Annotated in this window: 23 protein-coding genes; 7 read left to right on the forward strand and 16 right to left on the reverse strand. The window is 37.2% G+C overall.

Annotated elements, in window-relative coordinates; translation table 11 throughout:
* Positions 1 to 3 precede the first annotated feature (3 nt).
* The 3 genes from L2D08_RS07455 to L2D08_RS07465 form a co-directional block, all read right to left on the reverse strand.
* Positions 4 to 1,710, reverse strand: a complete 1,707-nt coding sequence (locus L2D08_RS07455) for an S-layer homology domain-containing protein (protein ID WP_242233120.1) — start codon at positions 1,708 to 1,710, stop codon at positions 4 to 6.
* Positions 1,711 to 1,820: 110 nt separating this feature from the next.
* Positions 1,821 to 3,053, reverse strand: coding sequence for an S-layer homology domain-containing protein (locus tag L2D08_RS07460; protein WP_242233121.1), 1,233 nt, complete (start codon positions 3,051 to 3,053; stop codon positions 1,821 to 1,823).
* A gap of 489 nt (positions 3,054 to 3,542) precedes the next feature.
* Positions 3,543 to 3,758, reverse strand: coding sequence for a hypothetical protein (locus L2D08_RS07465; protein ID WP_242233122.1), 216 nt, complete (start codon positions 3,756 to 3,758; stop codon positions 3,543 to 3,545).
* A 793-nt stretch (positions 3,759 to 4,551) separates the two neighbouring features.
* Here L2D08_RS07465 and L2D08_RS07470 point away from each other — a divergent pair.
* Positions 4,552 to 5,238 carry a toxin regulator gene (locus L2D08_RS07470; protein WP_242233123.1) on the forward strand — a complete coding sequence of 229 codons (687 nt, stop codon included), beginning with the start codon at positions 4,552 to 4,554 and terminating at the stop codon, positions 5,236 to 5,238.
* A 51-nt stretch (positions 5,239 to 5,289) separates the two neighbouring features.
* Here L2D08_RS07470 and L2D08_RS24050 read toward each other — a convergent pair whose 3' ends face one another.
* Both L2D08_RS24050 and L2D08_RS07475 read right to left on the reverse strand, forming a co-directional pair.
* Positions 5,290 to 5,418, reverse strand: coding sequence for a hypothetical protein (locus L2D08_RS24050; protein ID WP_255821866.1), 129 nt, complete (start codon positions 5,416 to 5,418; stop codon positions 5,290 to 5,292).
* Positions 5,419 to 6,078: 660 nt separating this feature from the next.
* A complete protein-coding gene (locus L2D08_RS07475) occupies positions 6,079 to 6,558 on the reverse strand; it encodes a DUF3942 family protein (protein WP_242233124.1) in 480 nt (159 codons plus the stop codon).
* Between the two features lie 37 nt (positions 6,559 to 6,595).
* On the opposite strand from L2D08_RS07475, the gene L2D08_RS24660 reads away from it, so the two are divergent.
* The gene (locus L2D08_RS24660) at positions 6,596 to 6,766 is read left to right on the forward strand and encodes a DUF8096 family protein (RefSeq protein WP_483863880.1); all 171 of its coding nucleotides are present in this window, start codon (positions 6,596 to 6,598) and stop codon (positions 6,764 to 6,766) included.
* A 66-nt stretch (positions 6,767 to 6,832) separates the two neighbouring features.
* On the opposite strand, the gene L2D08_RS07480 is transcribed toward L2D08_RS24660, so the two are convergent.
* The 4 genes from L2D08_RS07480 to L2D08_RS07490 form a co-directional block, all read right to left on the reverse strand.
* Positions 6,833 to 7,057, reverse strand: a complete 225-nt coding sequence (locus tag L2D08_RS07480; protein ID WP_242233125.1) for a sporulation protein Cse60 — start codon at positions 7,055 to 7,057, stop codon at positions 6,833 to 6,835.
* An 844-nt stretch (positions 7,058 to 7,901) separates the two neighbouring features.
* On the reverse strand, positions 7,902 to 8,102 hold the full coding sequence (locus L2D08_RS07485; RefSeq protein ID WP_375337570.1) for an ArpU family phage packaging/lysis transcriptional regulator: 201 nt from the start codon (positions 8,100 to 8,102) through the stop codon (positions 7,902 to 7,904).
* 813 nt (positions 8,103 to 8,915) lie between these two features.
* Positions 8,916 to 9,038 carry a hypothetical protein gene (locus tag L2D08_RS24055; protein WP_255821867.1) on the reverse strand — a complete coding sequence of 41 codons (123 nt, stop codon included), beginning with the start codon at positions 9,036 to 9,038 and terminating at the stop codon, positions 8,916 to 8,918.
* Positions 9,039 to 9,171: 133 nt separating this feature from the next.
* Positions 9,172 to 10,212 carry an S-layer homology domain-containing protein gene (locus L2D08_RS07490; RefSeq protein ID WP_242233126.1) on the reverse strand — a complete coding sequence of 347 codons (1,041 nt, stop codon included), beginning with the start codon at positions 10,210 to 10,212 and terminating at the stop codon, positions 9,172 to 9,174.
* A gap of 109 nt (positions 10,213 to 10,321) precedes the next feature.
* Here L2D08_RS07490 and L2D08_RS24665 point away from each other — a divergent pair, with 109 nt between their 5' ends.
* A complete protein-coding gene (locus tag L2D08_RS24665) occupies positions 10,322 to 10,432 on the forward strand; it encodes a DUF8096 family protein (RefSeq protein WP_483863881.1) in 111 nt (36 codons plus the stop codon).
* A 72-nt stretch (positions 10,433 to 10,504) separates the two neighbouring features.
* Here the strand turns inward: L2D08_RS24665 and L2D08_RS07495 are convergent, their stop codons facing one another.
* The 3 genes from L2D08_RS07495 to L2D08_RS07505 form a co-directional block, all read right to left on the reverse strand.
* Positions 10,505 to 11,047: a BA5345 family protein gene (locus L2D08_RS07495; RefSeq protein WP_242233127.1), complete on the reverse strand. Its 543-nt coding sequence runs from the start codon at positions 11,045 to 11,047 to the stop codon at positions 10,505 to 10,507.
* Positions 11,048 to 11,078: 31 nt separating this feature from the next.
* Positions 11,079 to 11,564, reverse strand: coding sequence for a sigma factor-like helix-turn-helix DNA-binding protein (locus L2D08_RS07500; protein ID WP_242233128.1), 486 nt, complete (start codon positions 11,562 to 11,564; stop codon positions 11,079 to 11,081).
* A 153-nt stretch (positions 11,565 to 11,717) separates the two neighbouring features.
* A complete protein-coding gene (locus tag L2D08_RS07505) occupies positions 11,718 to 12,773 on the reverse strand; it encodes a RelA/SpoT domain-containing protein (protein WP_242233129.1) in 1,056 nt (351 codons plus the stop codon).
* A gap of 426 nt (positions 12,774 to 13,199) precedes the next feature.
* Here L2D08_RS07505 and L2D08_RS07515 point away from each other — a divergent pair, with 426 nt between their 5' ends.
* Together L2D08_RS07515 and L2D08_RS07520 are read left to right on the forward strand one after the other, a co-directional pair.
* Positions 13,200 to 13,325, forward strand: coding sequence for an aspartyl-phosphate phosphatase Spo0E family protein (locus L2D08_RS07515; protein ID WP_309241336.1), 126 nt, complete (start codon positions 13,200 to 13,202; stop codon positions 13,323 to 13,325).
* Between the two features lie 840 nt (positions 13,326 to 14,165).
* A complete protein-coding gene (locus L2D08_RS07520) occupies positions 14,166 to 14,429 on the forward strand; it encodes a hypothetical protein (RefSeq protein WP_242233130.1) in 264 nt (87 codons plus the stop codon).
* Positions 14,430 to 15,251: 822 nt separating this feature from the next.
* On the opposite strand, the gene L2D08_RS07525 is transcribed toward L2D08_RS07520, so the two are convergent.
* The 4 genes from L2D08_RS07525 to L2D08_RS07540 all read right to left on the reverse strand — a co-directional run bounded on the left by L2D08_RS07525 (position 15,252) and on the right by L2D08_RS07540 (position 21,895).
* Positions 15,252 to 17,714: a leucine-rich repeat domain-containing protein gene (locus L2D08_RS07525; protein WP_242233131.1), complete on the reverse strand. Its 2,463-nt coding sequence runs from the start codon at positions 17,712 to 17,714 to the stop codon at positions 15,252 to 15,254.
* Positions 17,715 to 18,064: 350 nt separating this feature from the next.
* The gene (locus L2D08_RS24175) at positions 18,065 to 18,505 is read right to left on the reverse strand and encodes a flagellin (protein WP_304653923.1); all 441 of its coding nucleotides are present in this window, start codon (positions 18,503 to 18,505) and stop codon (positions 18,065 to 18,067) included.
* A 178-nt stretch (positions 18,506 to 18,683) separates the two neighbouring features.
* On the reverse strand, positions 18,684 to 19,217 hold the full coding sequence (locus tag L2D08_RS07535; RefSeq protein WP_242233132.1) for an S-layer homology domain-containing protein: 534 nt from the start codon (positions 19,215 to 19,217) through the stop codon (positions 18,684 to 18,686).
* A gap of 125 nt (positions 19,218 to 19,342) precedes the next feature.
* Entirely contained in the window at positions 19,343 to 21,895 is a 2,553-nt protein-coding gene (locus L2D08_RS07540; protein ID WP_242233133.1) for an Ig-like domain-containing domain, read from the reverse strand.
* Positions 21,896 to 22,180: 285 nt separating this feature from the next.
* Here L2D08_RS07540 and L2D08_RS07545 point away from each other — a divergent pair, with 285 nt between their 5' ends.
* Both L2D08_RS07545 and L2D08_RS07550 read left to right on the forward strand, forming a co-directional pair.
* Positions 22,181 to 22,480, forward strand: a complete 300-nt coding sequence (locus L2D08_RS07545) for an ImmA/IrrE family metallo-endopeptidase (protein ID WP_242233134.1) — start codon at positions 22,181 to 22,183, stop codon at positions 22,478 to 22,480.
* Positions 22,481 to 22,837: 357 nt separating this feature from the next.
* Complete coding sequence (locus tag L2D08_RS07550; protein ID WP_242233135.1) at positions 22,838 to 23,971, forward strand: tyrosine-type recombinase/integrase; 1,134 nt, start codon at positions 22,838 to 22,840, stop codon at positions 23,969 to 23,971.
* Positions 23,972 to 24,510 lie beyond the last annotated feature (539 nt).

A 24,510-nucleotide genomic window follows, 5' to 3' on the forward strand; every position in this document is an offset into this window, starting at 1 on the left:
TCATCAGTCCACCGCACTCACAATTTCCCAGTTTGAATCAAATAACTGTGCTGGATCTCCGATATTAGCCCACATGTTAGAAGTTGTCCATTTCAGGTACGTTGGCAGCTGCTCTTTTGCGTTAGGACCAGAAGTTACATAAACAGTCTTTCCTGCCCCTAAGATGTATCCATCAGGGAATGTGTAGATTTGATTTCCTTGAACGCTTACAAGCTTCCAGCCGGACAAATCTACACTGCTAGCGCCGCTATTCTTGATGCCAACTGTTTCTCCGCTTAAATCTTTGCTGGCAATTTCGACTGGGCTGCTGCCTTCCACTGGATCTTCTACGGTTGGCGGTACATCAATCCCTTGTGTGAAATGAATCTCCTGGCCTTCTGTCCACGTTTCGATGTTCCCTTCTGGTGTTTTCCACACATCAACGCCATACTCAAGCAGGTGGTTCAATACCTCTGAATGAGGATGGCCATATATGTTTCCTTCTCCATAAGACAAAATTGCATCAGTTGGATCGACGGCAGCTAAAAAGGCCGGTGAAGTTCCCGTAGAAGATCCATGGTGTGAAACTTTTAATACTTCTGCATCCAGATCATATTTAGCCATTATCTCGTTTTCTACTTCAATGCCAGCATCGCCAGTTAACAAGTAATCTGCATCGCCGTAACTCACTTTAAGAACAATCGATCCTTCATTAAGATCCGATGCTTGGCTGTCTGCATGCAATACTTTTACTGAAACAGATGGATCCGGCGAGATATCCTGCCCTTCTTTCGCTACCTTAAAGGCCGCTCCTGATACCTGGATAGCTGCCAGATAATCTAGGTACGTATTTGTTGTATGGTCTTGGCCGGAATCAATAACGGTTTTCACACCGAAATCTTTAATCACGGCATCAGCCCCACCAATATGGTCAGCATCTGGATGAGTAGCCACAAAAGTATCAACTGTAAAACCTGGACCAAACCCGTTAACTGCTTCTCTAATATCAGCATCCGACCGGCCGGCATCGACCATCATTGTCTGGCCATCTGGGAACCAAAGCAGAATGGCATCCCCCTGGCCAACATTTAAGAAATCCACATATAACGCAGATCCTTCTGGAACCGGGGTTATATCTGCAGCATCTATAGCGCGTGACATAAACGCCGCAAACTCACCACGTTTGACTGCCTTATCAGGACGATATGTATTGTCTGGATAACCTTGTGTAATACCGGCTGCAATAATCTTACCAATATAAGAATAAGCTGCTGAATTCTTTGATACGTCTTTAAACGATACAGGAGCTGTCTCTGTCAGTTCATAAGCACGTGTCAGCAAAATCGCCAGCTGTCCCCGGGTAACCGGCTCATTAGGGCGAAATGTTCCATCTGGAAAACCGCTAATAATGCCTCCTTCTACTGCTTGTGCGATATAACCGGAGGCCACACTGGATGGACTTACATCATTAAATACCGTCGATCGCTTTGTTCCATCCACATCAAATGCGCGGCCAATCATAATCGCCGCCTGGGCACGGGTTACCTGCGTATCAGGCATGAACCGGCCATCTGGAAAACCACTAATAACGCCTGTGTCCGATAAATAATCGATATCTTCATAGAACCTGTAACTTTCAGAAACATCCTTAAATGTTGCTGCCTGAGCAAGCGGAGCCGCAATGCCAAGCGAAAAAGCAATACTGGATAATAAAGCTAATGGCTTTTTCAACTGTTCTTCCTCCCTCATTTACCAACCTGTTTATATTTTTAAATTATTTCTTTAGGTGTCAATATTTCGATTTAAAGAGAAAACCGCCAAATCGCTTGGCGGTTTCTCGTTTACTTCAATGTAGTCATGCCTGCTGCCTCCATGCGCTGGAAGAAAGCAGAGATTTGAGCACGGGTTAACGGTTCATTAAAGTGATAGTCTTCAAATGTTTTAGCACCCGTTGTGCCGGAAGAAAGATTATTTTTATACATAAATCCGACTGCCGAATATGGGCCATAAGCAGCACCCTGAGAAGCCGCAATGACTTGTGCCAATTGGCCGCGTGTTACAATAGCGTTTTTCGCAGTATCATTCGTGTACCCTTTAAGCGGCAGATTGTACGGTTTAAAGAAATCGTAATACTGCTGTGCCCGGTGGCCATAAGCAGCACCTGGCTTAAAACCGAAATATTTAGCCGCAATTACAGTGAAGTCAGATTCTTTCAATAAAGAAAGCGGCTGGAACCGGCCATCCGGGAACCCTTGAATCAACCCCGTGCGGAATGCCCACGTTATATTTTCACGTGCCCAATGATCTTTTCGAACATCGATAAATGCTGGATATAGCAAGTTTTCCAGTTTCCAATGCAGTCTGTCCGGATCGTAACTCAATTTTGGCGTGCCGCCAGACGTTAGAAAGAGCACACCGCGCATATGATATCTTGCTTCTTCATCAAGCTCAACGCCATTTACTGAACCCCATCCTGAAAATACATTAGTTTCGCCGACTTTCAGCAGGTCCACTGGCAATTGTTTATACCAGTCGAAATCAGACACAGCAAATTCATACACTGTTGTACCTTCTGGAATTAGAAAATCTTCATTTAAAAATACATCGCCAACTAAATCTGTTGCTTTTGGCTGGCCGAAATGAAAATAGCCATACTGGTTATCTTCATCCCAAATATCTTCAAAGGCATAATTTCGCAGTGTACGCCAAAGCATCGAACCATTTTCAGCGTCAACAGCTGCCCCTTTTTCTTTTGAAGTGTAAGCAGCATAAAATCCATCTTTACTTACAAGCATGTAATCTTTTGTATTGTGAGGCCGTGCGATAATATAATTAGGAGTTTGCTCATAAATTTTAGTAAACCCATACTTCATATTATTAAAATCAACCGGCTTGTGCGTATGAGTGTAAACAGTCATCCCTGCTCTTTCTCGTAAAATATTATAAATCTCAGCTGGAACTTCCCATTCTGGTTTCTCTGTCACATTTTCCCGCGCCGAGGAAAAATCTGGAACTAACAAAACAAGCGAAAAAAGCAAAGATGACAAAAACAATGATGTAATAAATTTTTTCAAACTATACTCTCCTTATCAATTTTACAATATATTACCTTAGAATATGGCGAGTTTAATGAGCTTAAATACCTATTATTGTTACAATTTATATTATTTTTTAAAAATAATTGTTAAACATCATAATACTGTAAAGTACAAGCGGCAATTCGGATAATTAAATATAAGTTTCTTTAATTGCTGCAAATTCGCCAGTTATACTTTGCAAGGAAACATGTTCATCAACACCCCTATTTTACTTTTTATCCTAAATTACTTTTTTTGTATACTGTCATCGGATACATACTCCTGTATAAATCAACGGAAGGAAAATTTAAACAGAGGGGCAAAAAATACTTCTGACTGGCTGTGGCTGGTTTTTTCCCAGATAAGATTATCTTTCATTAAAGACACGATATAAGAGAGAAATTAATCAATAATCGATCCCTTACTCCGCAAAAAAAAAAAAAACACCCACCATCATTAGAAGACAGTGGGGTTAAAAGAATCAAATTAAAATAGTTGTTTATTTTTTGCGGGTGTTTCTTCTGGCAGCTCAATTGGTGTTTCTGCGGGTGGTTTTGCCGGCACTTCAGCTGGCGGCTCTACAGGTGTCTCTACTGGTGACTTTGTCGGTGCTTCCACTGGCGGCGGCTGTACCGGTGTCTCTGGCGGTGACTTTGCTGGAGTTTCTTCTGGTTGTTTTGGTATTTCTTCAAAATCGCTCATATTGATTCTCCTTTTTTTAGCAGCATGTAATATGATTAATTAACTCTATCCTTGTGTTTTAAACTTTCTTCAAAAAGTGACCGTCTTACATAGCAGTCCGGAACTCTTAGTATTCACAGCAAGCGCACCGTCTAACCCGAAAATCTGGCCTGCAATATTAGCTGCCATTATCACCATGAACACGCCCGCTTTTCTAGCGCAGCATAAAATACTGTCCAACTGCGCAGTCGTCCTGCTTTCCAGGCATACATAATACGGTCACAATATCACAGAGCAACACGTTCTTCTATACCCGCCATTGCATTGCTGGTTTCCACTTTTACTTCGAGGCAGCGCTCGTATTGCTACATGTTTGGTCTCACTAGAGACAGCTATTCCTTCTTCCGTTGTTTTAAAAAAACGAAGAGCATCTCCTCGTTCTGCTTTCTTTACATGAGCCCCAATCTTTTCAACCCCTATCAACGATGAATACTGTATATGGAAGTTACTCTAGTAACGAAGAGAAAAGTGATAACCCTGGCAATACAACTTCTACTCCTGCCCCTTTGAAAAACCTTTCACTTATACAGGAACATACTCATGCGCAAATCTATTTTTTTAAATGGTAATAATTATGTTTAAATGCATTATTTTCAGTGTTATGTCAAGGGGAATTATGTAGAAGCTCCTAGTTTTTTATAGCATAATAAAGAAGTTGTTTTTTCAATTCTACATTCACTCTTTTAGATTTTAGAATTGAAAATATCGTTGATTTAGTCTGGGAGAACTATTTTAGATGGGGGTACATACATAAGTGGATTTGAAAAACAAAAAAGTTATGGTTTTGCTCGGTGCTTTTATTTTGGTGACTATTTTACTGGTCACGAATGTAAGTTCTGTATCTGAAAAAGAAGATCAGGTAGCTGCTTTACAACTTAAACTAGATGAAAGTGAAAAAACCATCAAGGACCAGAACACTAAAATCACTACATTAGAACAGAAAGTCGAAGAGGCACAGCCATGGTTTGAGCTAGCAGAAAAGGAACAGCAACGAAAGATTGAAGAACAAAAAGCCAAAGACGCCGCTAAAAAAGCTGCTGAAGAAGCTGCTGCGAAGAAAAAAGCTGAGGCTGAGGCTGCTGCCGCTGCTGAAGCTCAAAGAAAAGCTGAAGAAGAGGAAAAAAGAGGATACGATACAGGAATCACTTATGACCAATTAGCCAGAACACCTGATGACTATACCGGTGAGAAAGTTAAATTTTTTGGCAAGGTTGTTCAGGTAATGGAAGGCGATGGAGAAGTCCAAGTAAGGATTGCTGTTAACGAAGATTACGACACAATACTTTTTGGCGCTTACGATTCCTACATTACCGATTCTAGAATCTTAGAAGATGATTTAATTACTGTGATGGGCACATCGAATGGTCTGTTAACTTATGAGTCTACAATGGGTGGAGATATTACTATCCCTAGTATATTTATTAATAAAATTGAGCAATAATTATTTGCAAAATCAAAGGCCGCATCAGCTGTTATGCTGACACGGCCTTTTTTAATTACTTTCGTTATTTCGCTTAAGCAGCTGCTCTTTAATCACTCTGGCTTTTTCCTTAATGTTTTTTGTTTCCTCTTCTAAAAACTGAACGTGAAGCCCTTCTGGAAGAGACTCAATTTTAATCAAATTCCCTTCCTTTACATGAGCACCAAGCTTTTCAGCCTCTACTTCCTCTTCAGCCGATTCATCTTTACACCATAATAGTTTCGCCTCGTCTTTTTCAATGGATCATAAAAGCCACGTTATTCTTACTTTTCCACAAAAGTTTAACAATAAAAAAGCTGGCACAAAAGCACGTATGCTTTTATGACAGTTCAATCTGGGTACTCCTATAAACATTATTTAAATGACAATCGATAGAGGAAAACGGCCAGCTGACCGCGGATAATATGACGGGAAACCCCGAATTGCGCTGCAGTGTAATTTGCTGGGAGCGGATGGTTGCAGCAAATTACACTGCAACCTTTCCACTTTTGGCTGCATCCTTTTTCGTTCGATCCCCCGGCCATCCTTCGCAGCTTTTTCGATCTTTTAAGGTACCGAGTTTTATACCATGCTTTTCCGCTAATGCAGAAAGCGCTGTCTTGGTTGTTTCCCATTCTGATCTAATGTTATCCCCGTTTGCCACTTCACATCACCACTTCCATTGTTTCTCCAAAATAAAAAGGGCCCCTCCCAGGAGCCTTTTTATTAAATCTTCTTTTAATGCTTAATACCGTTTTTTAGTCTTATCTTTAAAAAACAACTAATACTCAGATATAAACCATCATTCTAAAAGGTGTTCAATTAAAATATGACAGGTGCAAAAGTTTTTTCTAAATACCCTTCTAAATGTTCTATTTTAAATTCTTCACCATGCCTCTCACTAAAAAGCTTGCCGTTCTTAACAATGAGCTCGTCTAAGTATAGTTCTTTTTGATGCTGAAGAATTTTTATCTTGTTCGTACTTTGTTTTACCTTAATATGTAGTTCTGCATCTTTAATTCTAATTTTCCCGCCTGTTTCAGGTGACATCCTAAAGCTATAACTTCTGTTTTCTTCAGAACCTATTTTACTGTTTAATTCAGAGAGATACGGGAATAACACCTCTTTAAATTCTTTCTTTAAAACAGCTTTATCAGGATCTTCAACCAGATGCTCTTTAACTTTCCCGGCAAAAATATCTTGAAAACTCAAACGAATCACTCCTTCTGCTGTTTTATAATCATAATTTCGGCAAAAGGAGATAATTTCCTGCTCTTCACTAGACACAAAATTTATTACCATGCTCAAGTGACTTCATAAGAAAGAGTGAGCAGCATTAATGGAAAGAAAACAGGAAATCAATTTGAGCATTACTTACAATATCCCAGAAGTACCTGACAAAGTCAGCGGTCGTTGCGATAATTGTAATAATGCGCAGTTTAAGCGTTTAATAAAGAATATGATCTTTCTTCTTGAGTGCCGGAATTGCGGCATGAAGAAAATAATTTAACCCTGCCAGATGACAGGGTTTTTATTTGAGGAAAGAAAAATCCATCTCTTGCCAAGGAGGCTGCTATTAATTTTTGTTTAAATTTTTATAAATAACTAAAGCAGTGCAGTGAATTTTGCATTGCACATCAGTCTCTTTGTGAGTACTAATTGATAAAGGAACAATATTGTACTTTATATCAATTAATTGCCCTTCACATAACTCGTGATAAATAAAAAGATTAATATGTCTAGTTAGTTCATCAAATTTATTGCTTTCAAAACTTTTTACTGAATAATGTCGTTTATTCATTTTTCCCCTCTCTTTCCTCATGCTGTTTCGGTAAAAAAAAAGATAATATCCTGCATAATCGTTAGTCAAATAATTACTCGGACATCAATCGTCACTTGCACTTATCCTTGTTTTTGTCTTTTCAAAATTGTTTTAAGCTATTGGGGGCAACCTCCTGCTTGCTTTTGTACTTACTGCTATTATCACTTTATTGGGATTAGGAACTTTTTATGTTAGCTAATTAAATGAATGATAACACCAGGTGAATTATTTCCTTCTAAGACTGCCTCCAACCCGAGCGTATGTACCTCTTCGCTGTCCCATTAACTCTTACATTCCCGGCGACGATAATTTTCTTTCGGGTTTGCAGGCTTTATCTTTTCTTTCTTCTTCTGGCCAGAAACAGCGGTCAATTGCTTCTTTAGTATCAGCTGAAAAATGATCTGCTATTCTTATTTTCGTGTCCCCTTATTAGCATCGTATTGCGCTATTTGTTTTTGTGAATTTAAAAACCCGTTCATACACAATCATCCGGGGGAACGGCCAGGATTGCAGGTAACGGTCGTTGTGAATCTGGACAATCGTTTTTTGCAAGGGACTTTCACACTTACCCCCGTGACTATCGTGCGCAATACTGCTAGACTCCAATTGTTCCCCCCGTAATTTCAGCCGGCAGCCTTCACAGTCATTCGATACACCCGAATACGTCTTGATAAAGAAAAAGAACTTCTCCCATCGACTATTGCAAAATGCTTCATCCGCAAGAAAATATTACCTTTCAGGGAAAAATAAAAAGGTGCTCAAAATGGTACCCGTTTTGTTCGAAACTTGTCCAGAATTTGTTCGTTTTTTATCCGGGAAATGCTTAGATGATGCCGGGATCTGCAGCAAGACGATAAATAGCTGATCGCTTTTTGTCATAGTACTTTCCTTTCTTCACTCCTAATTCCATGTAAATGTTAATGTCTTTGGTTTCCTCGGAAGTGAAGTACTTCATTTTAATGATTCTGCGTTCGATAAAATCCAAGCTGTGGTTCAATGCCCGGTCGATCTGTTTTACTTTAATTCATTCAATTGATCCTGCTGCCTTACAGAAGCAAAAAGGGCTACGATTCCTGCTGTTTCCCGCTCCTTCTTATTTTTGATTTGTACGCCTAGGACCCGAAGTTGCGCAGTTCTATAATTACGTAATTTTTCGTTTCTTTTCCATATGTGTTTACAAAGAGCGCCAGTTTTTTTGCCGTCATCTCTTTTCTCCCTTTCCCTCCTATTTGTGTGTAAATAAAAAGGACACTAAACAGCACACGGGTTTCCGCGTCTGTTCAAAGCCCTTGAGGTTTCCAATAAGCGTATTTATTTAGTTATGCTGTACCAAACTATCCTTCTTTTTGGATGTTGCCATTACGTCACCAGACAACATTTTTTCTTTTGCATCCAGCGGCATACCAACAACCACGCCGATACTTTCTACCTTTTTTTAAATCATCGGGATCGGTGTTTCTTCTGCAATCTATCCATCTCGCCGGTGTTCAAGTCATGATGAACGCTCCCCCATTGCCGCTCTATTCCCTTTATTTTCTTCAAGATATTTACGAATATCCCTCCTGGGTGTATAAAATTTCCCATAACTGGACGATACTATATTTGTAGGAGGGGAGGTTGGCCCCTCCTTACTTTTATCTAAAATACTTTCATCCCCGTCAGACGGCCCACCATAAACAGTGAATGGAATCACTTAACTACTTCCTCTTGGTTTCAATATTGAAATTTGCACAATGTTTATTATGTTTAAAAGGAGTTTCATTTTATTAATACCAAGTCTTTTTGCCGTAAATTGTCGCTGCTCTCCATTTAGGAAACGCAAATCAATAGCAGCTTGTTATGGCTTGCTTTCACCCCAACAACATTTCCAAGCCCATACTGCTGTATCCACCAGCTCACGAATATTTTGCAGGCTAGGTTTTTCCTCTCTCATCACCCACTTATCCTGCTTTTTTTTCACCGATATGGGACTCCCTTTCTGTTTTCTATCTCTACTCATTGTCATAATTAGAACAAAGGAAAAAGCACCCACTAGCATTAGTGAGTGCATCCTTCTATTTAGGATATTTATAAAGAAGCTTATAAAATAAAACTTATTCAGTAATGGTGAAGTATGCCGCTATGGACACCTTCTCTCCTTCATCCGTTGATGGATAAAATGTATGACTGGCTCTGTATTCTCCCACCGTTATTAATGTTTTAAATTCCCCAAACCAAAGATTTATTTTTTGGGTTTCACCAGCTTCTATGCGTGGCATGTCGGCCGGGAACTGAAGTCCCGTAACGTATTGTATTTGTCGCCACTTATCTCCTTGTTTCTTTTCCAGCCTGTACATCCGGTTTCGTTCATAAGAAAACGCTGCTGTGTTTGTAAGGGTCAAGCTTACAGACGTATCAGACGGTAAACGATAATGCTTCTTTTCAGCTTCCATCATCAGCCCTCTTTCCGAAGAAGGCAGGTCACCGTAAGGAGATGGAGGAGACAAAGCGGGATCACTCAGCCGGGCTACCATTATCGCAAAATGACCCCGTTGTATAGGGATATTTGTGCCGAACTGGTCAGGCGTTACTCCATTTACAATGCCAGTAGCAACCAGCTTGTTGATAGCCTCCGCGTACCGTCCTGTTGCATCTGTGAAATGATGCACTGGCTTGGTCGGTGTTACTAGCACACCTCTATATGCTCTTGAGAGAATGATAGCGGCTTCTCCTCTTGTGATCGTATCATTAGATCCGAAAAAAGTTTTCGTTTTTCCATTTACTACTTGATAAGATTGAAGAAAGGCAACCGCACCTTTTGCACGGTCTGGAATGTCCTTAAACGTCGATACCTCATTCGGGCTAGAAAATTCATTTCTAAAACCCATGCCGCGTGCAGTGATCATCGCCGCATCTATCCGCTTGATCGTCTGGCTCCATCCAAACTTATCAGCACTGACACCGTTAAAAAACTCGTTTTGGTAAAGAGCCAAAATGCTTCCCATATGGTCTTCAGGAACATCAGTAAACGGGAATTCAGCTGTAGGTTTTGCATAAATCGGCATGAAGTCTGCCGCCTCTGCTGACGGGCTAATTGAAGAAAATACCGCTCCTGCAAATACAGCTGTAGCTAAAACACAAGATATCTTTTTCATAAAATGTTTCTCCCCCCTGCCTCTTAACAAATTTTCTCATTAATTGATATGTCATACAGTATAACAGAAAGCAGAGGAAATTAATTGTAAAGAAAGGAAAAACTGTAATATTAAAAGCTGTCGCTATGATAACTGTAGTATCGCTGAGTTTAAAAGCTCTATTAAAAATATGATCTATCTTTGTGAGTGCCGGAACTACGGTATGAAGAAAATTATTTAACCCCGCCGGCTGGCAGGGTTTATTTTTTACTCTCTCATATATACGGTATTTGTACGACAATGCAAAGGGATTTTATTCTTTGAGCTGCCTTTTGAAAAAGCCTAGATTTTTATCGAAATGTTTTTGGTTGAAATGAACAATGATAAACATAACAATGTTTACGATTAAAATAATAATACAAGGAATATTAACAACGTCGGAATAAAACACAGCTAAAGAAGCTACAGTCATAATTGATAAAGCATGACTAGTCTTAAGAGCTCTTAATTCATGTACTCTGGATAAGAGATGTCTGTAACGCTCTCCTATTTTCCCACCTTTGTTTTCAGAATCAAAGATAATTCTATCCAGTTCATACTCTTCTTTAAAAAATTTGTTCTTATTTGGTGTCCATATAATGAAACCAAAAAACATACTCACCTGATGAATTAAGTATCCGACCGGAACACCTAAACCAGCTAAAATAGCCCCTAAACCTATTAATGATAAGCCCTCTTTTCCTTTAAGGTCCGATATATAGTTAGGATTGTCAGTAAACACATAAAATATAATCGTGATTAAATAAACCCATCCTGGAATTCCCCATCGGATCAAGTGTTTTGTGTCAAAGTTCATCCTATTATACTCCCTCTCTTTATCTATGCATTTATATTCTAGTAATACAGATACTATTCCTTCTTAATGATAGCTTGTTAAAACAGAAAAAGCCTTTCTCTCGAAACAAGAAAAAGGCTGCCGTTTTTGCGTTCTTCATTTTCCGTTCGGCTCTCTCAAAATACGTTTGGACAGATAACTTAGTAAGCCCCAGCAACTCCGCTGTGTACTCGTAAGTCAACCCTTCTGCTTTTAATACATCTCTTTCCCTTGCTGCTAACTCAGCCAATACATCATCCAGCAGCCATTGTTTATGCGCTGTGAGTTTTCTCTCTTCAATGTGCGCTTGGTTTTCAATCAGTTTCAGATCCAGCGTATAAGCTCCTATCCGATCCACTCCGCGTCTTGCATCTGGATTCCGGCCAGATATCATCCATTGAAGAGCAAACCCTACTTCATTGATCATGCCGTTAATGAGCGTCTTATCCTGGATATCCTGCCCTGACAATTCTGGTTTGGCTTCTATAAATGCCTTCATTTCCTTTAGCGCTCTTTATGATTGTTTGTATTCGTAAATAAGTGTCCTCATTTTCATTCCCCATTTCTTGTTATTAGGCAAATAAAAAAGGACACCAAACAGCATACGAATTTTCGTATCTGTTTAGTGTCCTTCAGATGGCTGAGAGAACCTTTATTCACCTTTCTTATCTACTTGATTATTTATAGTGCCATTACTATAACTTATTTTTGGAGTTGCTGATCCTATCGAGTCTTTTAGACTGTACAGATCGGTATTAGGTAACCATTCATAATCTTTTGAAGACAGATACAGTCCTGCACTACCTGTAGATAGCTTCATGTAAGACTTCTTCTGCGCTTCTTCAAGTTGAGCTACTTTCTTTTCAAGAGATTTAATAGTCCCTTCCTGAATTTCTTTATTTTTAGAAAGCCCTCTTATCTCTTGTTTAAATTCTTCAATAAGCTTATCTTGTTCTTTTTTATCTTCTTGAAGAGCTTTTAGATTAATTTTTGTCTCACGTATAGAACTCACCAATTCGTCAGCACTACCAGCTATTCGGTTTAGAACTAGAAGCTGGTTATTCAATAATTCATTATCTAACTCATATGGATAGCGCAGCTGGTGATCTATTTCACTCCAGCCTTCTTCAAAAATTGTTCTCACTTGAATTTCAGCTATATTTTTCGCTTCTTTTACTTGTGTTCTTATTATATAATGCCATGAACGATAGCCTGCCGGATGCTCTTTATAACTAAAGCTTTCAGCGTCATTCTCTAATTTTTTATCTCTTAAATCGCCCTTTCTTTCGTATTTAGTTGGAGTTCCGTCTAACTCCCACGTTTTTCGAATAAGATGATCAATTTGAAAAGCTTGATCCTTGTATAAATGAAGAACGCGTATACCGATTAAATCTGTTACTTCTTGTTTATAATTATTTAATGTGATTTGATACTCGTTTTCTGTTTCCTGTTTCCGAATTACTTTTCTTATTATTTTTTCCAGCAAGTGTTCAGAACTTTTAATTCTTGATCTAACAGTGTGAACATCTGGATGCTCCCTTAAAATATCTGCAATAGTTCTAGAGGCTTCCTCTAAGACAGGAATGTTTCCCAAATGGTCCTCGTATATAGACGAGAGTACATCCCAGTTAATCGAAGCTTGTTGGAAGGCAGTTTGATCAATATTATATTTTTTAAAAAACGCATTTTTTTCTAATTGGATAGTCATTTATATTCCCTCAAATCTATATTTTTCCTGATCCATAACATATGTAATTTTATAAATACTTATTTAAAAATTCTTATATTAACTTTAAGTAGTTACAGGCGCTTTACGAGCTTATTTTAGATTTGGTAAAATTAATCGTTTTCCATAATAAGGATTCTTCTCCCTCTTTCCGCCTCATCCGCTTTACTTTACCCTGGTGAGTGACGATCTTATTTCCCCATGCGTTGGTAGCTCTCTGACCTTAACTTTTCCGTCACAAACCACCAAAACACATCTATCTGGTATTTCCATTGTATCCAATTCCAGCTTCATTATGGAAGGATCAATTATAATGTCTTTCATAGATGAAAAGCCCCCAGTCTGTTAAAATAGAAGTGCGAGTAATACGTTAAAGGCCGGGGACTTATTCTCGGCTTTTCTGCTCGTATTAATAACCTTCGCCATCTAATGATTGCAGCTGGACGGCAACATGGCCTTGGAAGCCCAGAAACGTTGCGTTACAGTGGGCAGTTAGATGAGCTTATTTTTCAATATCAATTTCAAAATAGATAAGTAAATTTTTAGCCGGGATCTCTTTTCGGTTTTTTTTGTATAAATTTTCATCTAATGAGGCAATACTAATACTGTTAATTTCTACTCCACTTCTAAAGATCGTAATTTTGTCTACAGTCAGGCACCAACCTGGCTGTTTTTGCATCCTTTTCTTTAATTAGGGGAAATAGTCAATATCAAGGCATTAAATAATAAGCCCCATGCAGTTATGTAACGCCCTTGGTGTTGGCTTTGGAGCTTGGAAACCTCCTTGGCTTTTTGTATAAATCTTTCTTAACTTGTCCATACTATTGACAGCGAGAGACTCCCTCTCTTGTGCTGTATCCCATAACACTGTGCAGTCAGAGCCCCTCTGGCTGTTTTTTTATGCAACAAATCCCCGCCGTTTCTTCGCTTCCTGTAACCAACCGGACGGCAGATCAGGATAACAGTTATTAATAATATTTTATTTGGTTAATCCTTGTTTAAGATAACGTTTATATTACTTCTTGTTTGGTCCCGTCAGGCAGAGGTCGTTCCTTTTTCACTTAATGTTTTTTGAAAAATGAAAAGCATCATCCTGTTCTGCCTTCTTTACATATGTCGGACGCTTTGACCCAAACTTTTCAGCACAATAAGCTTGTACTTCCTCCGATGTCCATTGCTGCACAATCAATACTCCACGGTATACCACTAATTGTCCACTCCAATCCTCTAACTGAACTATTTTCAACTGATTGTGTTGTTTCATTTAACTTTTTAAAATAAAGGAGCTGCTTGGAGTTTTTGCTTCACCCCTGTAATAATTTGATCCTCTGAACAATAGGATTAGGTTATTATAACGACTTGGAGGTGCATCAAATGCTTAGTGAAAAATTTGAATTAGAAGCTCTGTATGATGTAAGAGAAAAACTACACGAAATTCAGGAATGGTCCGTTGCTCAAACAAACGATAACCAAGAGCTTTACGATATAATTGATGGATTGTGCCGAGTTGCAAACATGTATAATGATGTTGTAATTCAAGCTGTCAGGGATAAGGGGATTTTCACAGCAAACCCACAAGACTATATTGAGAGCAAGCTGGGAGCGTCCTATGGCGCCTATAAATATAGAGAAGACTAAGCAAAAGCCCTTTTGCTAAGGGCTTCAGAGTCTAGACAAACCCTATTTTCGAAAAGAACTTCTGCGAAAATGGGGGTTTCGTCTTTTAGTGTTAGCTTATTTAGTTGACTTCCGACTAAAACAACACAAAATCTTGATCGCTCATTCAATAAAAAAAAGACTGTCGACTTTGTCGACAGCTTCGAGCCCTTTTGCTAAGGGCTTTTGTTTTTAATCCGCCCAAAAACTATTTATTGATTCATTCCGATAATTTAATGAATTTTGCACAATGTTAATTATGTTCTAATTAGTGCAGAATACCTTTAATTGAAGAGTTTGAGAAGTATGTAAATCGGTTTTTAAAATAATTTTGGTCCGGTTTTGGTCATTAGCTAAAATAAACTATAAAAATAGCTTTTGACCAAAACAAGAAAAACCCCTTGAAGCCATACGGCTCAAGGGGCTTGTCCATCTTAGTACATTTGCATGTACTGTTCGCGCTCCCAAGGGTGTACTTGTGCGGAACAGATCTTTTACTGCTAATCAAGAAAACTTAAGCCTTTAAAACCTTGATACATAGCCATTTCTAAACAAACACTCCAAATAGATAATAATTAAATAAAACCCCTTGATGGGCAAGTGATGAGCGATCAGATGGGCAAAATTTTATTATTTAATAATTAGATATTTACCTATAGGGATGGGATGCGTTTTGATATTAACTTAATATACTAGTAGTACTTGTCCCTATACTATAGCCTGACGATTTCACATCCTTTTGTGATTTTTTCATTAGTTCTGTAAAACAAAAAAGGAAGAACCGAAGCCCTTCCTTTTTCGTCATTAATTATTGCCCGTGACCTTAAACTGCATTTTTACAGGTTCTTTTAACTCTTTACCTGAAGCCGACTTTACTGCTTTTTCAACATAAATAATATACGTTTCTCCTGCTTTATATCCTGCTTCAGGAGCCTGGACTTTAACTGACCTCTTATCAGCATTTAGGGAAACTTTTACTCCATCTACTAGTGTTGAATTGGTTTTCACATAGACGTTGCTGCTAGTGACTGTCTCAGCATCCAAATCGTTATTGAACTTTACAGTGAAATCATAGTGTGGATCAACATTTATTTTGGTTTCTAATTGCTTATAGACAGTCTCTTTTTTTACTATCACAATCGTTGATTCACTTACATTGCCTGCTTTATCAGTTGCTGTTATAGCTAGCGTTGTTCCGGCTTCCTGTTTTGGAATACTAATATTAAATTTCCCATCAGTATCTGCAACAGCTGTGCCTACTACTGTTCCATTAACATCAACCATTATTCTTGAGCCTGCTTCTGCTATACCTGTTATCTCTTTGCTCGTTTCTCCTACGCTACTCACCTTTGGAGCTTCTGGTGGCAATTCATCTTGTTTAATAGCTTGAGACTCATAAATCATTCTAACGCCTTTTCCTTTTAATTCATTCACAATATTTAAGCCTAAAGAATTTTCTGCTATGTCAATATAGTTGTAAGTAACATCAAATTGCGGTACGTCAAACTTTCCTCTTTCAGCGATTGGCAAACCGTTTTCTAAATTTTCCAAGAGCGGCTTTATATCTGTTACATGGTTGTAGCTAATATCCAGCCACATGAGAGTGGGTAAGTTGCTCAGTGGCGTTATATCTTCAATCCTGTTATGAGAAAGATCTGTCTGATGAATTTTCTTTAGATTGCTAATTTCTGAAATATCAGTGACATTACTGCCTTCTAAACTAAGCGACCACAAGTTTACTAATCCACGAAGAGGTACAAGGCTGTCTAATGGATTGTAATCTAATCTAAGATAGGTTAGATTGGTCAGATTTTCTAAAGGTTTTATGTTATATAATTTATTATTTGATAATCCTAATTGCTTAAGTTTTTCCGCATGTTCTAAACCAGATAAGTCAGTAATTCCTTGATTATCTGCATATAGATTTTCTAGTTGCCACATATCGCCTAATGTTAGATGTTGCTCTGGAGTGATATTTAATTCTTTTTTGATTGCTTCTTCCAATTTTTTATCTGGAATAGTTACCTTTTCATCCCCCCCTTCCTTCAAAGGATTTCTATCTAAATCGAGATTTCTTAATTTTGTCAAGTTTTCCACTGGACTAACATCTATAATTTTATTTTGATATAAGTAAAGGTTCACTAAATTTATTAAATTTGTTACTGGACTAATATCCTTGATTTGGTTTTTATTTAAATAAAGGGCCTCTAAATTCTTTAAATTTGTTACAGCGCTAATGTCTGTAATTTGATTTTGATTCAAAGAAAGATTAGTTAAGTTCGTAAGGTTTGTCACAGGACTAATATCTGTAATTTGATTTTTATCTAAAGAAAGATATGTTAGGCTTTTCATACTTGCTATTGGGCTGATATCTTTGATTTGGTTTCCGTTTAAAGAAAGATCCGATAAATTTGTAAAATTTTTAATAGGGCTAATATCTGTAATTTGATTATCGTCTAAAGAGAGATAGGTAAAATGTGTAAAATGTTCCAACGGACTAATATCTACAATTTGATTTTTCCACAAACTCAAGAATTTCAAATTCTCTAATCCAGCTATAGAGCTAATATTTACAATTTGGTTTTCATATAAATAGAGATCTGTTAAATTCGTCAAATTAGTTATGGGGCTGATATCTGTAATTTGATTTTTAACCAAGCCAAGGCTTGTTAAGTTTGACAAATTAGCTACAGGGCTAATATCTGTAATTTGATTATCACTTAGATATAAAGTTTTTAAATTCATCAAACTACTTATTGGAGTAATGTTTGAAATTTGGTTTTCATCTAAAGAGAGAAACATTAAATTTTTTAAATTTGATAATGAACTAATATCCGTAATTTGATTTGAATATAAAATAAGTGTAGTTAAACTATTCAATTTTTCCAATGGGCTAATATCAATAATTTTATTTTCTCTTAGATCTAATTTTTCTAGATTAATGGCATTCTCTATACCCTCTAAATTAGTTATCCCTTTTCCTTCTCCATTTAATTGGGTTAAGGTAATCATATCCTCTTTCAAAATGTTTCCTGTTGGTTTATTAAGTTCTTCGCGTATCACCTTTTCTAAATTATAGTCTGGGATGTTTACTATTTGTTGGTCTGATCCTCCTTCTAAATCTTCTTGATTAGGATTTAACTCAATGTTTTTTATTATTGATAGATATGTATCGTCGTTTAATATTGCTTTCGCTTCACCAATAATTAAAATATTAGAAAAACCAAGAATCCAACACAAATTAATTACTATAGACCTCTTTTTCATTTTTTATCTCTCCTTCTGTTTAAGAATCCCTTAGTTACTTTCTACATCTCTATACACTTTATACTTAAGACTATGTAGTATAGAGTTACTATCCATTCGAAGCGTATGATAGAATTCCCATTAAGTTTCTCATTAACTCTATTTCTCTTTTTAAAGTCCATACTTAACACATAGATTTTTACTATATAGTTTATTTTTTTCTCTTGAAAGCACCATAAATCCTTCTGACAAATTCAGTGATTATTTTCATAGAAAGAAGTGTGAGGGAACAAAAAGAGTCATTATAATTTAAAGTTAGTGAAACAAAGTATTGCCGATAAAAAAAGAAGAAGCCCTAGCTCCTTCTGTTCTCAGTTTAATAACTGTAGTATTCCTTGTGGCAACTGATTCGATTGTGCTAACATTGCTTGCCCAGATTGTATTAAGATATTCCGTTTTGTAAATTCCGTCATCTCTAACGCCATATCTGCATCTGAAATACGTGATTCAGAAGCTGTTGCATTTTCACCTGAATTTATAACGTTGGTGTGTATGTGTTCTAGTGCATTTTCTTTTGCACCTAAATTTGCCCTTACATTGGACACTTTCATAATCGCTACATCCAAGGTTTCAATGGCTTTTTGGGCACTCTCCATCTCCGTTACTTTAACTTGGTCGATGCCTAATTTATGAATACGCATATCAAATAGTTCAACAGTAAATATGTCACTTTCATCTGCCCCTATTTGTAGTTGCACAGGATACATATCGTCTAATTCCTCTGATCCTCCTGCATCATCCGAAATGCACATCTCTATCGATTCTTCACCATTTCCATATATTTCAGCTTTATTTATCCTTCTGTCAAAATACCATTATTAGTATCCGTGCCTTATATATCGCTTCCTCCATAAAAAACCTCAGTCTGTTTCTTTATTATCTAAAAGCAGGCAATCTTCTTATACAATTTAAAAGTAAGTGAATATCCAACTAAGGTAACTTTAAAAGGGGGATTTTTAATGCATTTGGATCAAACGTTAAAGGATCTTTTAGAAAAAGCAAATTTATATGGACTGCTTGCAAAAAAGTATGAGTATCTAGATCCTGAAAAGCACATGTATTATGATCTAAAACACTTTCATTACGTCCTCGAGTAACCGGCTCGTTAGGACGGAATGTTCCATCTGGAAAGCCACTAACAATGCCTCCCTCCACCGCTTGTGCAATATATCCGGATGCAACACTTGACGGGCTTATATCATCAAATACCGTCGATCGCTTTGTGCCATCTACGTCAAAGGCACGTCCAATCATAATAGCTGCCTGTACACGACTCACCTGCGCATCCGGCATGAACCGGCCATCCGGAAACCCAGAAACAATCCCTATATCTGATAAATAATCGATATCATCATGGAATCTGTAGCTTTGGGAAACATCCTTAAATGATGCTGCCTGAGCAAATGGTATAGCAATACCAAGTGTTAGAACAACGCTGGATAGTAAAGCTAATGGCATTTTCATATATTTTCCTCCCTAGTTTACTAATTTAATTATATCTTTAATTTACTTTTCTCGTTGAAAGTATTTTCAATAAAACAAAAAAGAAACCGCCAAATAGTTTGGCGGTTTTGGTTACTTCAATATTATTATCCCCGTTTCTGTTGTGGAAATGAACTTAAAACATTGAAACTCTGATATTCATCAGAATAAAAGTAACCATTAAAATTAAAAAACTTTACTTTAAATTCATCATTATCTGTTGTAACGTCAAAAATATAATACGTACGCTCATGATATTGCCCTGTATACCAATCGCGCTGAATCTCTGTTCCAGTAGAGGAGTACGCCACTTCTACTTCATTATAATTATAGTAAGAACCGTCGAGATAATAGTTCGTTAAGAATTCTTGTGCTTTTTTTGCCGATACATTCAACGGCTTCACGTTAAACAGTTCAAAATCATAATCATCCAACAGCCACTTAGCATTCTCCTTTTTAAATGTATAGGTAACAAATCCCCCGGTGGTCATTTCATTAGTCAATTCCACTGTTTGCAACACTAATTTCTTAGAGCTTGATTCAAGTACTTGAAACGATAAATCCGTTGCCATTTCCCATGGAAACATTCTCGAGTCGCATTCATAGCACATGTAATCTTCGTAATAAGATTCTAATGTCCCATATATATATTCATTTGTAGCCAGCTCCTTAAGATCATCTTCAAGAGTAGAAAAGTCATTCTGGCCATAATTATCATTGTTTTCCCAACCACTAATTAAAACTTCAGAGATATCTGAACCTATCGTTTCGACCATTTCTTTCATTTTATCTAAAGACGGTACTCCTGAAGATATTAACACTTTTACAGTTTTGGTCACTTCTGGATCACTGCCATTGTCATACTTGATAGTAATATTTGTTGCATCCCCATCCATAACATTAGATTTAGCTATTACTTTTCCAAAATCATTCACTGTAACAATGTCCTTATTTTCCGATTCCAAGTCGAAACTGCTATCGGGCAGTTCAATTTCTTTCGCTTGTCCTGATTTATCAACTCCCTTTAAGGTTAATTGTTTTGCTTCTCCAGTTTTTAGTTCTATTGAGTCTACAAGGATATCCTTAAACCCACAGGTAGACTTATGGGTTAGAGGTTTGGATAATATCGGCACCTCTACATCCCAAAAACTATTATCCTCTGAACCAATTTGGGCGGTTGCTTCTACATAAATTTCATCTTTTTGCCTGAAACAGACTTCATCAATAGACACTTGTCCTGAGATGTTTGTTTTATAACCTGCAGCAATATCAACACCAGCAAGTGTAAATTGAAGAACTTGTGCTTGTACGTTGACCCCTGCTCCCATTTTTCCTTCCATGATTCCAGTAAGTGAATTCATTTTCGCGGAAGCGTCCATTTTAGAGCGATTAAATCCTCTCCAATCATCCTCTACTTTTTTTATACCGACATTATAATAGGTAGTGTTGGTTACTTCGAAGTCCAGATACACTTGACCTTCGGCAGTAAACTTTATAAAAAATTGAATTTGAGCTCCTGCTATGCCGTACGCCTTGATTGGGATTGGAACCCCAAGAGGGATGGTAGCCTCCTCCTTTTGGCCTGACAGTTCAAACTTCACATTCAAATTATTATCAATTCCACTTGTAAATTCCAACCGATTAACAGACAACCACTTTGAATCTAAATGTACTTCTGGGGTTAGAAGTTTAAGCTTGCCCCCAAGCGTTGCCGCTCCATGATCCTGCCCTTCGGGCAATAACTCGACTCCGCTGAATTCTATATAAGGATTCTCTCCCTCCATTCCAAACTTAATTGTTCCAACTGAATTTCCATCACTGTTAGCAATTTTGAAAGTACGTTTATTTCCTGTGCCACTCTGGCTAACAATATTCGGATAGACTTCAGGATCTAGGGTCATATCTTTTGCTTCAATAGGAATTACTTTTGAGATATCAATGTTTTCAATGACTTCTTCCATATTTGGTTCTATTGTTTTGATAACGGTATTAGTCCCATCAAAAACACAGCTAATAACTTCCTTAGACCATCCATAAGGATATGAACTTGTAGGAGGCAGAATAATGATATCTCCACCAGAAATATTTTTTAATTCTTCTGGTGCACCTGCAAAGGTAAAGCTATTTTCTTCATATACAGGATTTAGCAGTACGTCTAAAATTTCTTTTGGCAAACTAATGATTCCCTGTTTTAATTCAACGGAATTATGACTATCTTCACGTGCGATAAATGCCTCTTCTTCTGAGATCTCGGTCCCTGTTGTGAAATTCTTTCTTACAGGTTTTTTTAATAGTTTCTTGCTTTTAGAGTAAACGTCTTCAGATATGTATAAAGAGTAAGATGTGTTTGGGAGATAGCCTTCTTCTGGAGGCTGGACAATGACTTGATTTCCTTCATTTAATAAGAGTAATGTCACATTAACTTTTTGTTGAGAGGGGTCAAGTACATAAATATTTTTACTCGTTAAAGAGGAAACATCCACATCGTCATTGAAAGTGATCGTCCATTCTTTATTAAGCGGTACATTTTGTTCACTATCAAAACCCTCCCAATTTGTTTCAGCGTTAACTTGGTTACTACTAAAGACCGGATTACTAGCAATAAACATTAAAATTATCACAATAATGGTAAAAATCTTTCTAATATCAATAGATTTCAAACAACTCTCCTCCTGTATTGTATCCTACACTCCGCTAAGGGTAGTATAATTTTCCCTTATAACAAAAACAATTCTTTTTTAAGAAATATTTCCCTTAATTGCATGATTAACTATACATTATTTGTGAAATATATTGAATAAATAACATTAAAAGTAATTTATGTAATTATTTTCAATCACGAAATATTAACTAAATACAATTTTCTTTTATTTTGATTTACTTTATTGTACACCTTTACCAAACATATATTCTTACGCATGTCAATTGGAAAAGAGGCGGTTACTTTGGGCTACACAAAAACACATCTTGAAGAGTTTGTAGAGGCATTATATATGAAAATTGGTGTCTCAAGACCAGCAGAATTAGATATTGAGTTAATTGCAGCACGGATAGGAATCATAGTAGAATACATACCCGGCCCTAGCAAAGGCGTAGAAGTAGGATCACGTTCAATTATCATGTTAAACAACTCTCTTCCTCCTACCTTGCAGTGGCAAGATTTTGCACATGAAATTGCGCATATTCTTCGCCACTCTGGAAATCAGTACATACTTCCTCATGATTTTAGGATGCTTCAGGAATAGCAGGCAAGCCACTTCGCTTTATATTTCTGTATACCTGGTTTTATGCTTCAGGATATTGATCTTCCTAATTCTAAGCAAGAAGCAATCTTAAAAGTCATGGATGTCTTTCATGTGACTCCTACTTTTGCAGCTGCTCGGCTTGATCAGTGGTTTAATCATATATTTTTTTAACCCTTAAAGAACATACATTCCGAATAAAAGTTTGTGAAATACTTTCATACATAAAGACGTAGATCCTTTTCACTTTTTGTATGATCTATTACTGTTTATGGATAGTTATCGGGACTGTTTGTATTTGTTTGTATATTGAATCATCCTCTAATACGTTAAATGATATAAACAAAGGAGTGAACTACTATGGCTAGTTTTCGTAAGTTAGGCAGCGTCTGGCAGTATCGTGTTCGCTATAAACGTGAAGATAGCGACGAATGGATGGAAGTATCTAAAATTGGCTTTAAAACGAAGAAAGAAGCACAAATAGCTGCTGCTAATAAAGAACGTGAGTTATCAAATGGTATTGAGCAAGGCGAGATGAATTTTGCCTTTTACATGAATGAATGGCTTGCTCAATATATAAAAGACAAGAAACGCCCTAATACATATAGAACTTATCGCAATGCGATTGAAAAGCACGCTATTCCCCGTTTCGGTCATATGGATATAAAAGATGTTAAACCTATGATGTATCAAAAATTTATCGACAGTAAAATCGAAGAAGGTCTTTCTACTGAAACAGCACGACGCATTCATAATGCGGTATACCAGGCATATAAACGAACTGTAATAAATGGCTACTTAGAAAAAAATCCATGTGAACACGTACAGATCACCAAGCGTGAAGTAAAAAGGCTTAAATATTTAGAGCCAGAGCTAGTTCCCCTTTTTCTTAAAGAAGCATATAAGCGTGGTCAGATATATGGTTTGTTTTTCAGGCTACTGTTTGAAACCGGTATGCGGAAAGGTGAAGCAGCTGCTCTCCAATGGTCAGATCTAAATTGGAAAGATGAAACGATTCGTATTCAACGCTCATTGGATTTCCAACCCGAAGAAGATGAGGAATTGTTTGGCCAAACAAAAACTTATCATTCTGACCGGATTATCACTATTCGTTCTTCTCTTCTATCTGAAATTCAGACTCATCTAAAATACCAAAATGAACGTAAGCTGCATTTAGACGATTTGTATATTTACGACTTGAATCTAGTTCTTTGCCGTGATGACGGATCACCCTTACCTAAATCTACATTGTTTAGTGCTTTTGATAGTTGCTTGAAGAAAATTGATGGTCCAAAGCTTCCTATTCATTCAACTCGGCATACTCATGCTGTAATGTTGTTAGAAGCTGGTGCAGATATGAAAATGGTTCAAGAAAGACTTGGCCATGGTTCCATGCAAATTACTTCAGACGTGTATGCGCATGTTTCAAAAAAGATGGAATCTCGGTCATTAGATCGATTTGACAGCTATATGCAGGAATTAGAGGAATCGTAAAAAATCCGTGGTAAAAATGTGGTAAGGTTCTAAAAACTTTACCACGAACCCCATAAATTTAGGGCAAAAGAAAAACCCCTTGAAGCCATACGGCTCAAGGGGCTTGTCCATCTTAGTACATTTGCATGTACTGTTCGCGCTCCCAAGGATGTACTTGTGTGCGGAATATAATTCTTTCTCTTTTAGGATTAAAATAGCTTCAAAAAGCCTGGAAAATCAATACTTTCCTTATTAAAAAATTCATTCCTTTTCATATCTTATTTGTTTTGTGTGGGTGGTTCGTGGGTGTTGCCGCTGTTTTTTAATTTTCACCCACAATAAATTTAGGGATAAAAGGACTGCCTTCCCTTCTCTACGAATTGATCATGGCATCTTTTTTTATAACTATTCCTAACATTCTCTCAAGATTTTTGGTACTCTACTCGGTTCAAACTAGCAATCTCTACTCTGTCAAAAGCATATCGCTTGTTGTGATTATTAATTATAGGATGGCTCAAATGTGTAGCTGGCTGTTACTTTCGGTGTCATTTCTACGGATT

The organism is Domibacillus sp. PGB-M46 (assembly GCF_022668875.1).
Classification (GTDB): domain Bacteria; phylum Bacillota; class Bacilli; order Bacillales; family Domibacillaceae; genus Domibacillus.

Excerpts from the sequence above, each read along its gene's own strand:
- L2D08_RS07465 (WP_242233122.1), bottom strand. The coding sequence starts at position 3,758 with ATGAGCGATTTTGAAGAAATACCAAAACAACCAGAAGAAACTCCAGCA.
- L2D08_RS07475 (WP_242233124.1), bottom strand. The coding sequence starts at position 6,558 with ATGGTAATAAATTTTGTGTCTAGTGAAGAGCAGGAAATTATCTCCTTT.
- L2D08_RS24660 (WP_483863880.1), top strand. The coding sequence starts at position 6,596 with ATGGAAAGAAAACAGGAAATCAATTTGAGCATTACTTACAATATCCCA.
- L2D08_RS07480 (WP_242233125.1), bottom strand. The coding sequence starts at position 7,057 with ATGAATAAACGACATTATTCAGTAAAAAGTTTTGAAAGCAATAAATTT.
- L2D08_RS07490 (WP_242233126.1), bottom strand. The coding sequence starts at position 10,212 with ATGAAAAAGATATCTTGTGTTTTAGCTACAGCTGTATTTGCAGGAGCG.
- L2D08_RS07495 (WP_242233127.1), bottom strand. The coding sequence starts at position 11,047 with ATGAACTTTGACACAAAACACTTGATCCGATGGGGAATTCCAGGATGG.
- L2D08_RS07500 (WP_242233128.1), bottom strand. The coding sequence starts at position 11,564 with ATGAAGGCATTTATAGAAGCCAAACCAGAATTGTCAGGGCAGGATATC.
- L2D08_RS07505 (WP_242233129.1), bottom strand. The coding sequence starts at position 12,773 with ATGACTATCCAATTAGAAAAAAATGCGTTTTTTAAAAAATATAATATT.
- L2D08_RS07520 (WP_242233130.1), top strand. The coding sequence starts at position 14,166 with ATGCTTAGTGAAAAATTTGAATTAGAAGCTCTGTATGATGTAAGAGAA.
- L2D08_RS07525 (WP_242233131.1), bottom strand. The coding sequence starts at position 17,714 with ATGAAAAAGAGGTCTATAGTAATTAATTTGTGTTGGATTCTTGGTTTT.
- L2D08_RS24175 (WP_304653923.1), bottom strand. The coding sequence starts at position 18,505 with ATGTGCATTTCGGATGATGCAGGAGGATCAGAGGAATTAGACGATATG.
- L2D08_RS07535 (WP_242233132.1), bottom strand. The coding sequence starts at position 19,217 with ATGAAAATGCCATTAGCTTTACTATCCAGCGTTGTTCTAACACTTGGT.
- L2D08_RS07550 (WP_242233135.1), top strand. The coding sequence starts at position 22,838 with ATGGCTAGTTTTCGTAAGTTAGGCAGCGTCTGGCAGTATCGTGTTCGC.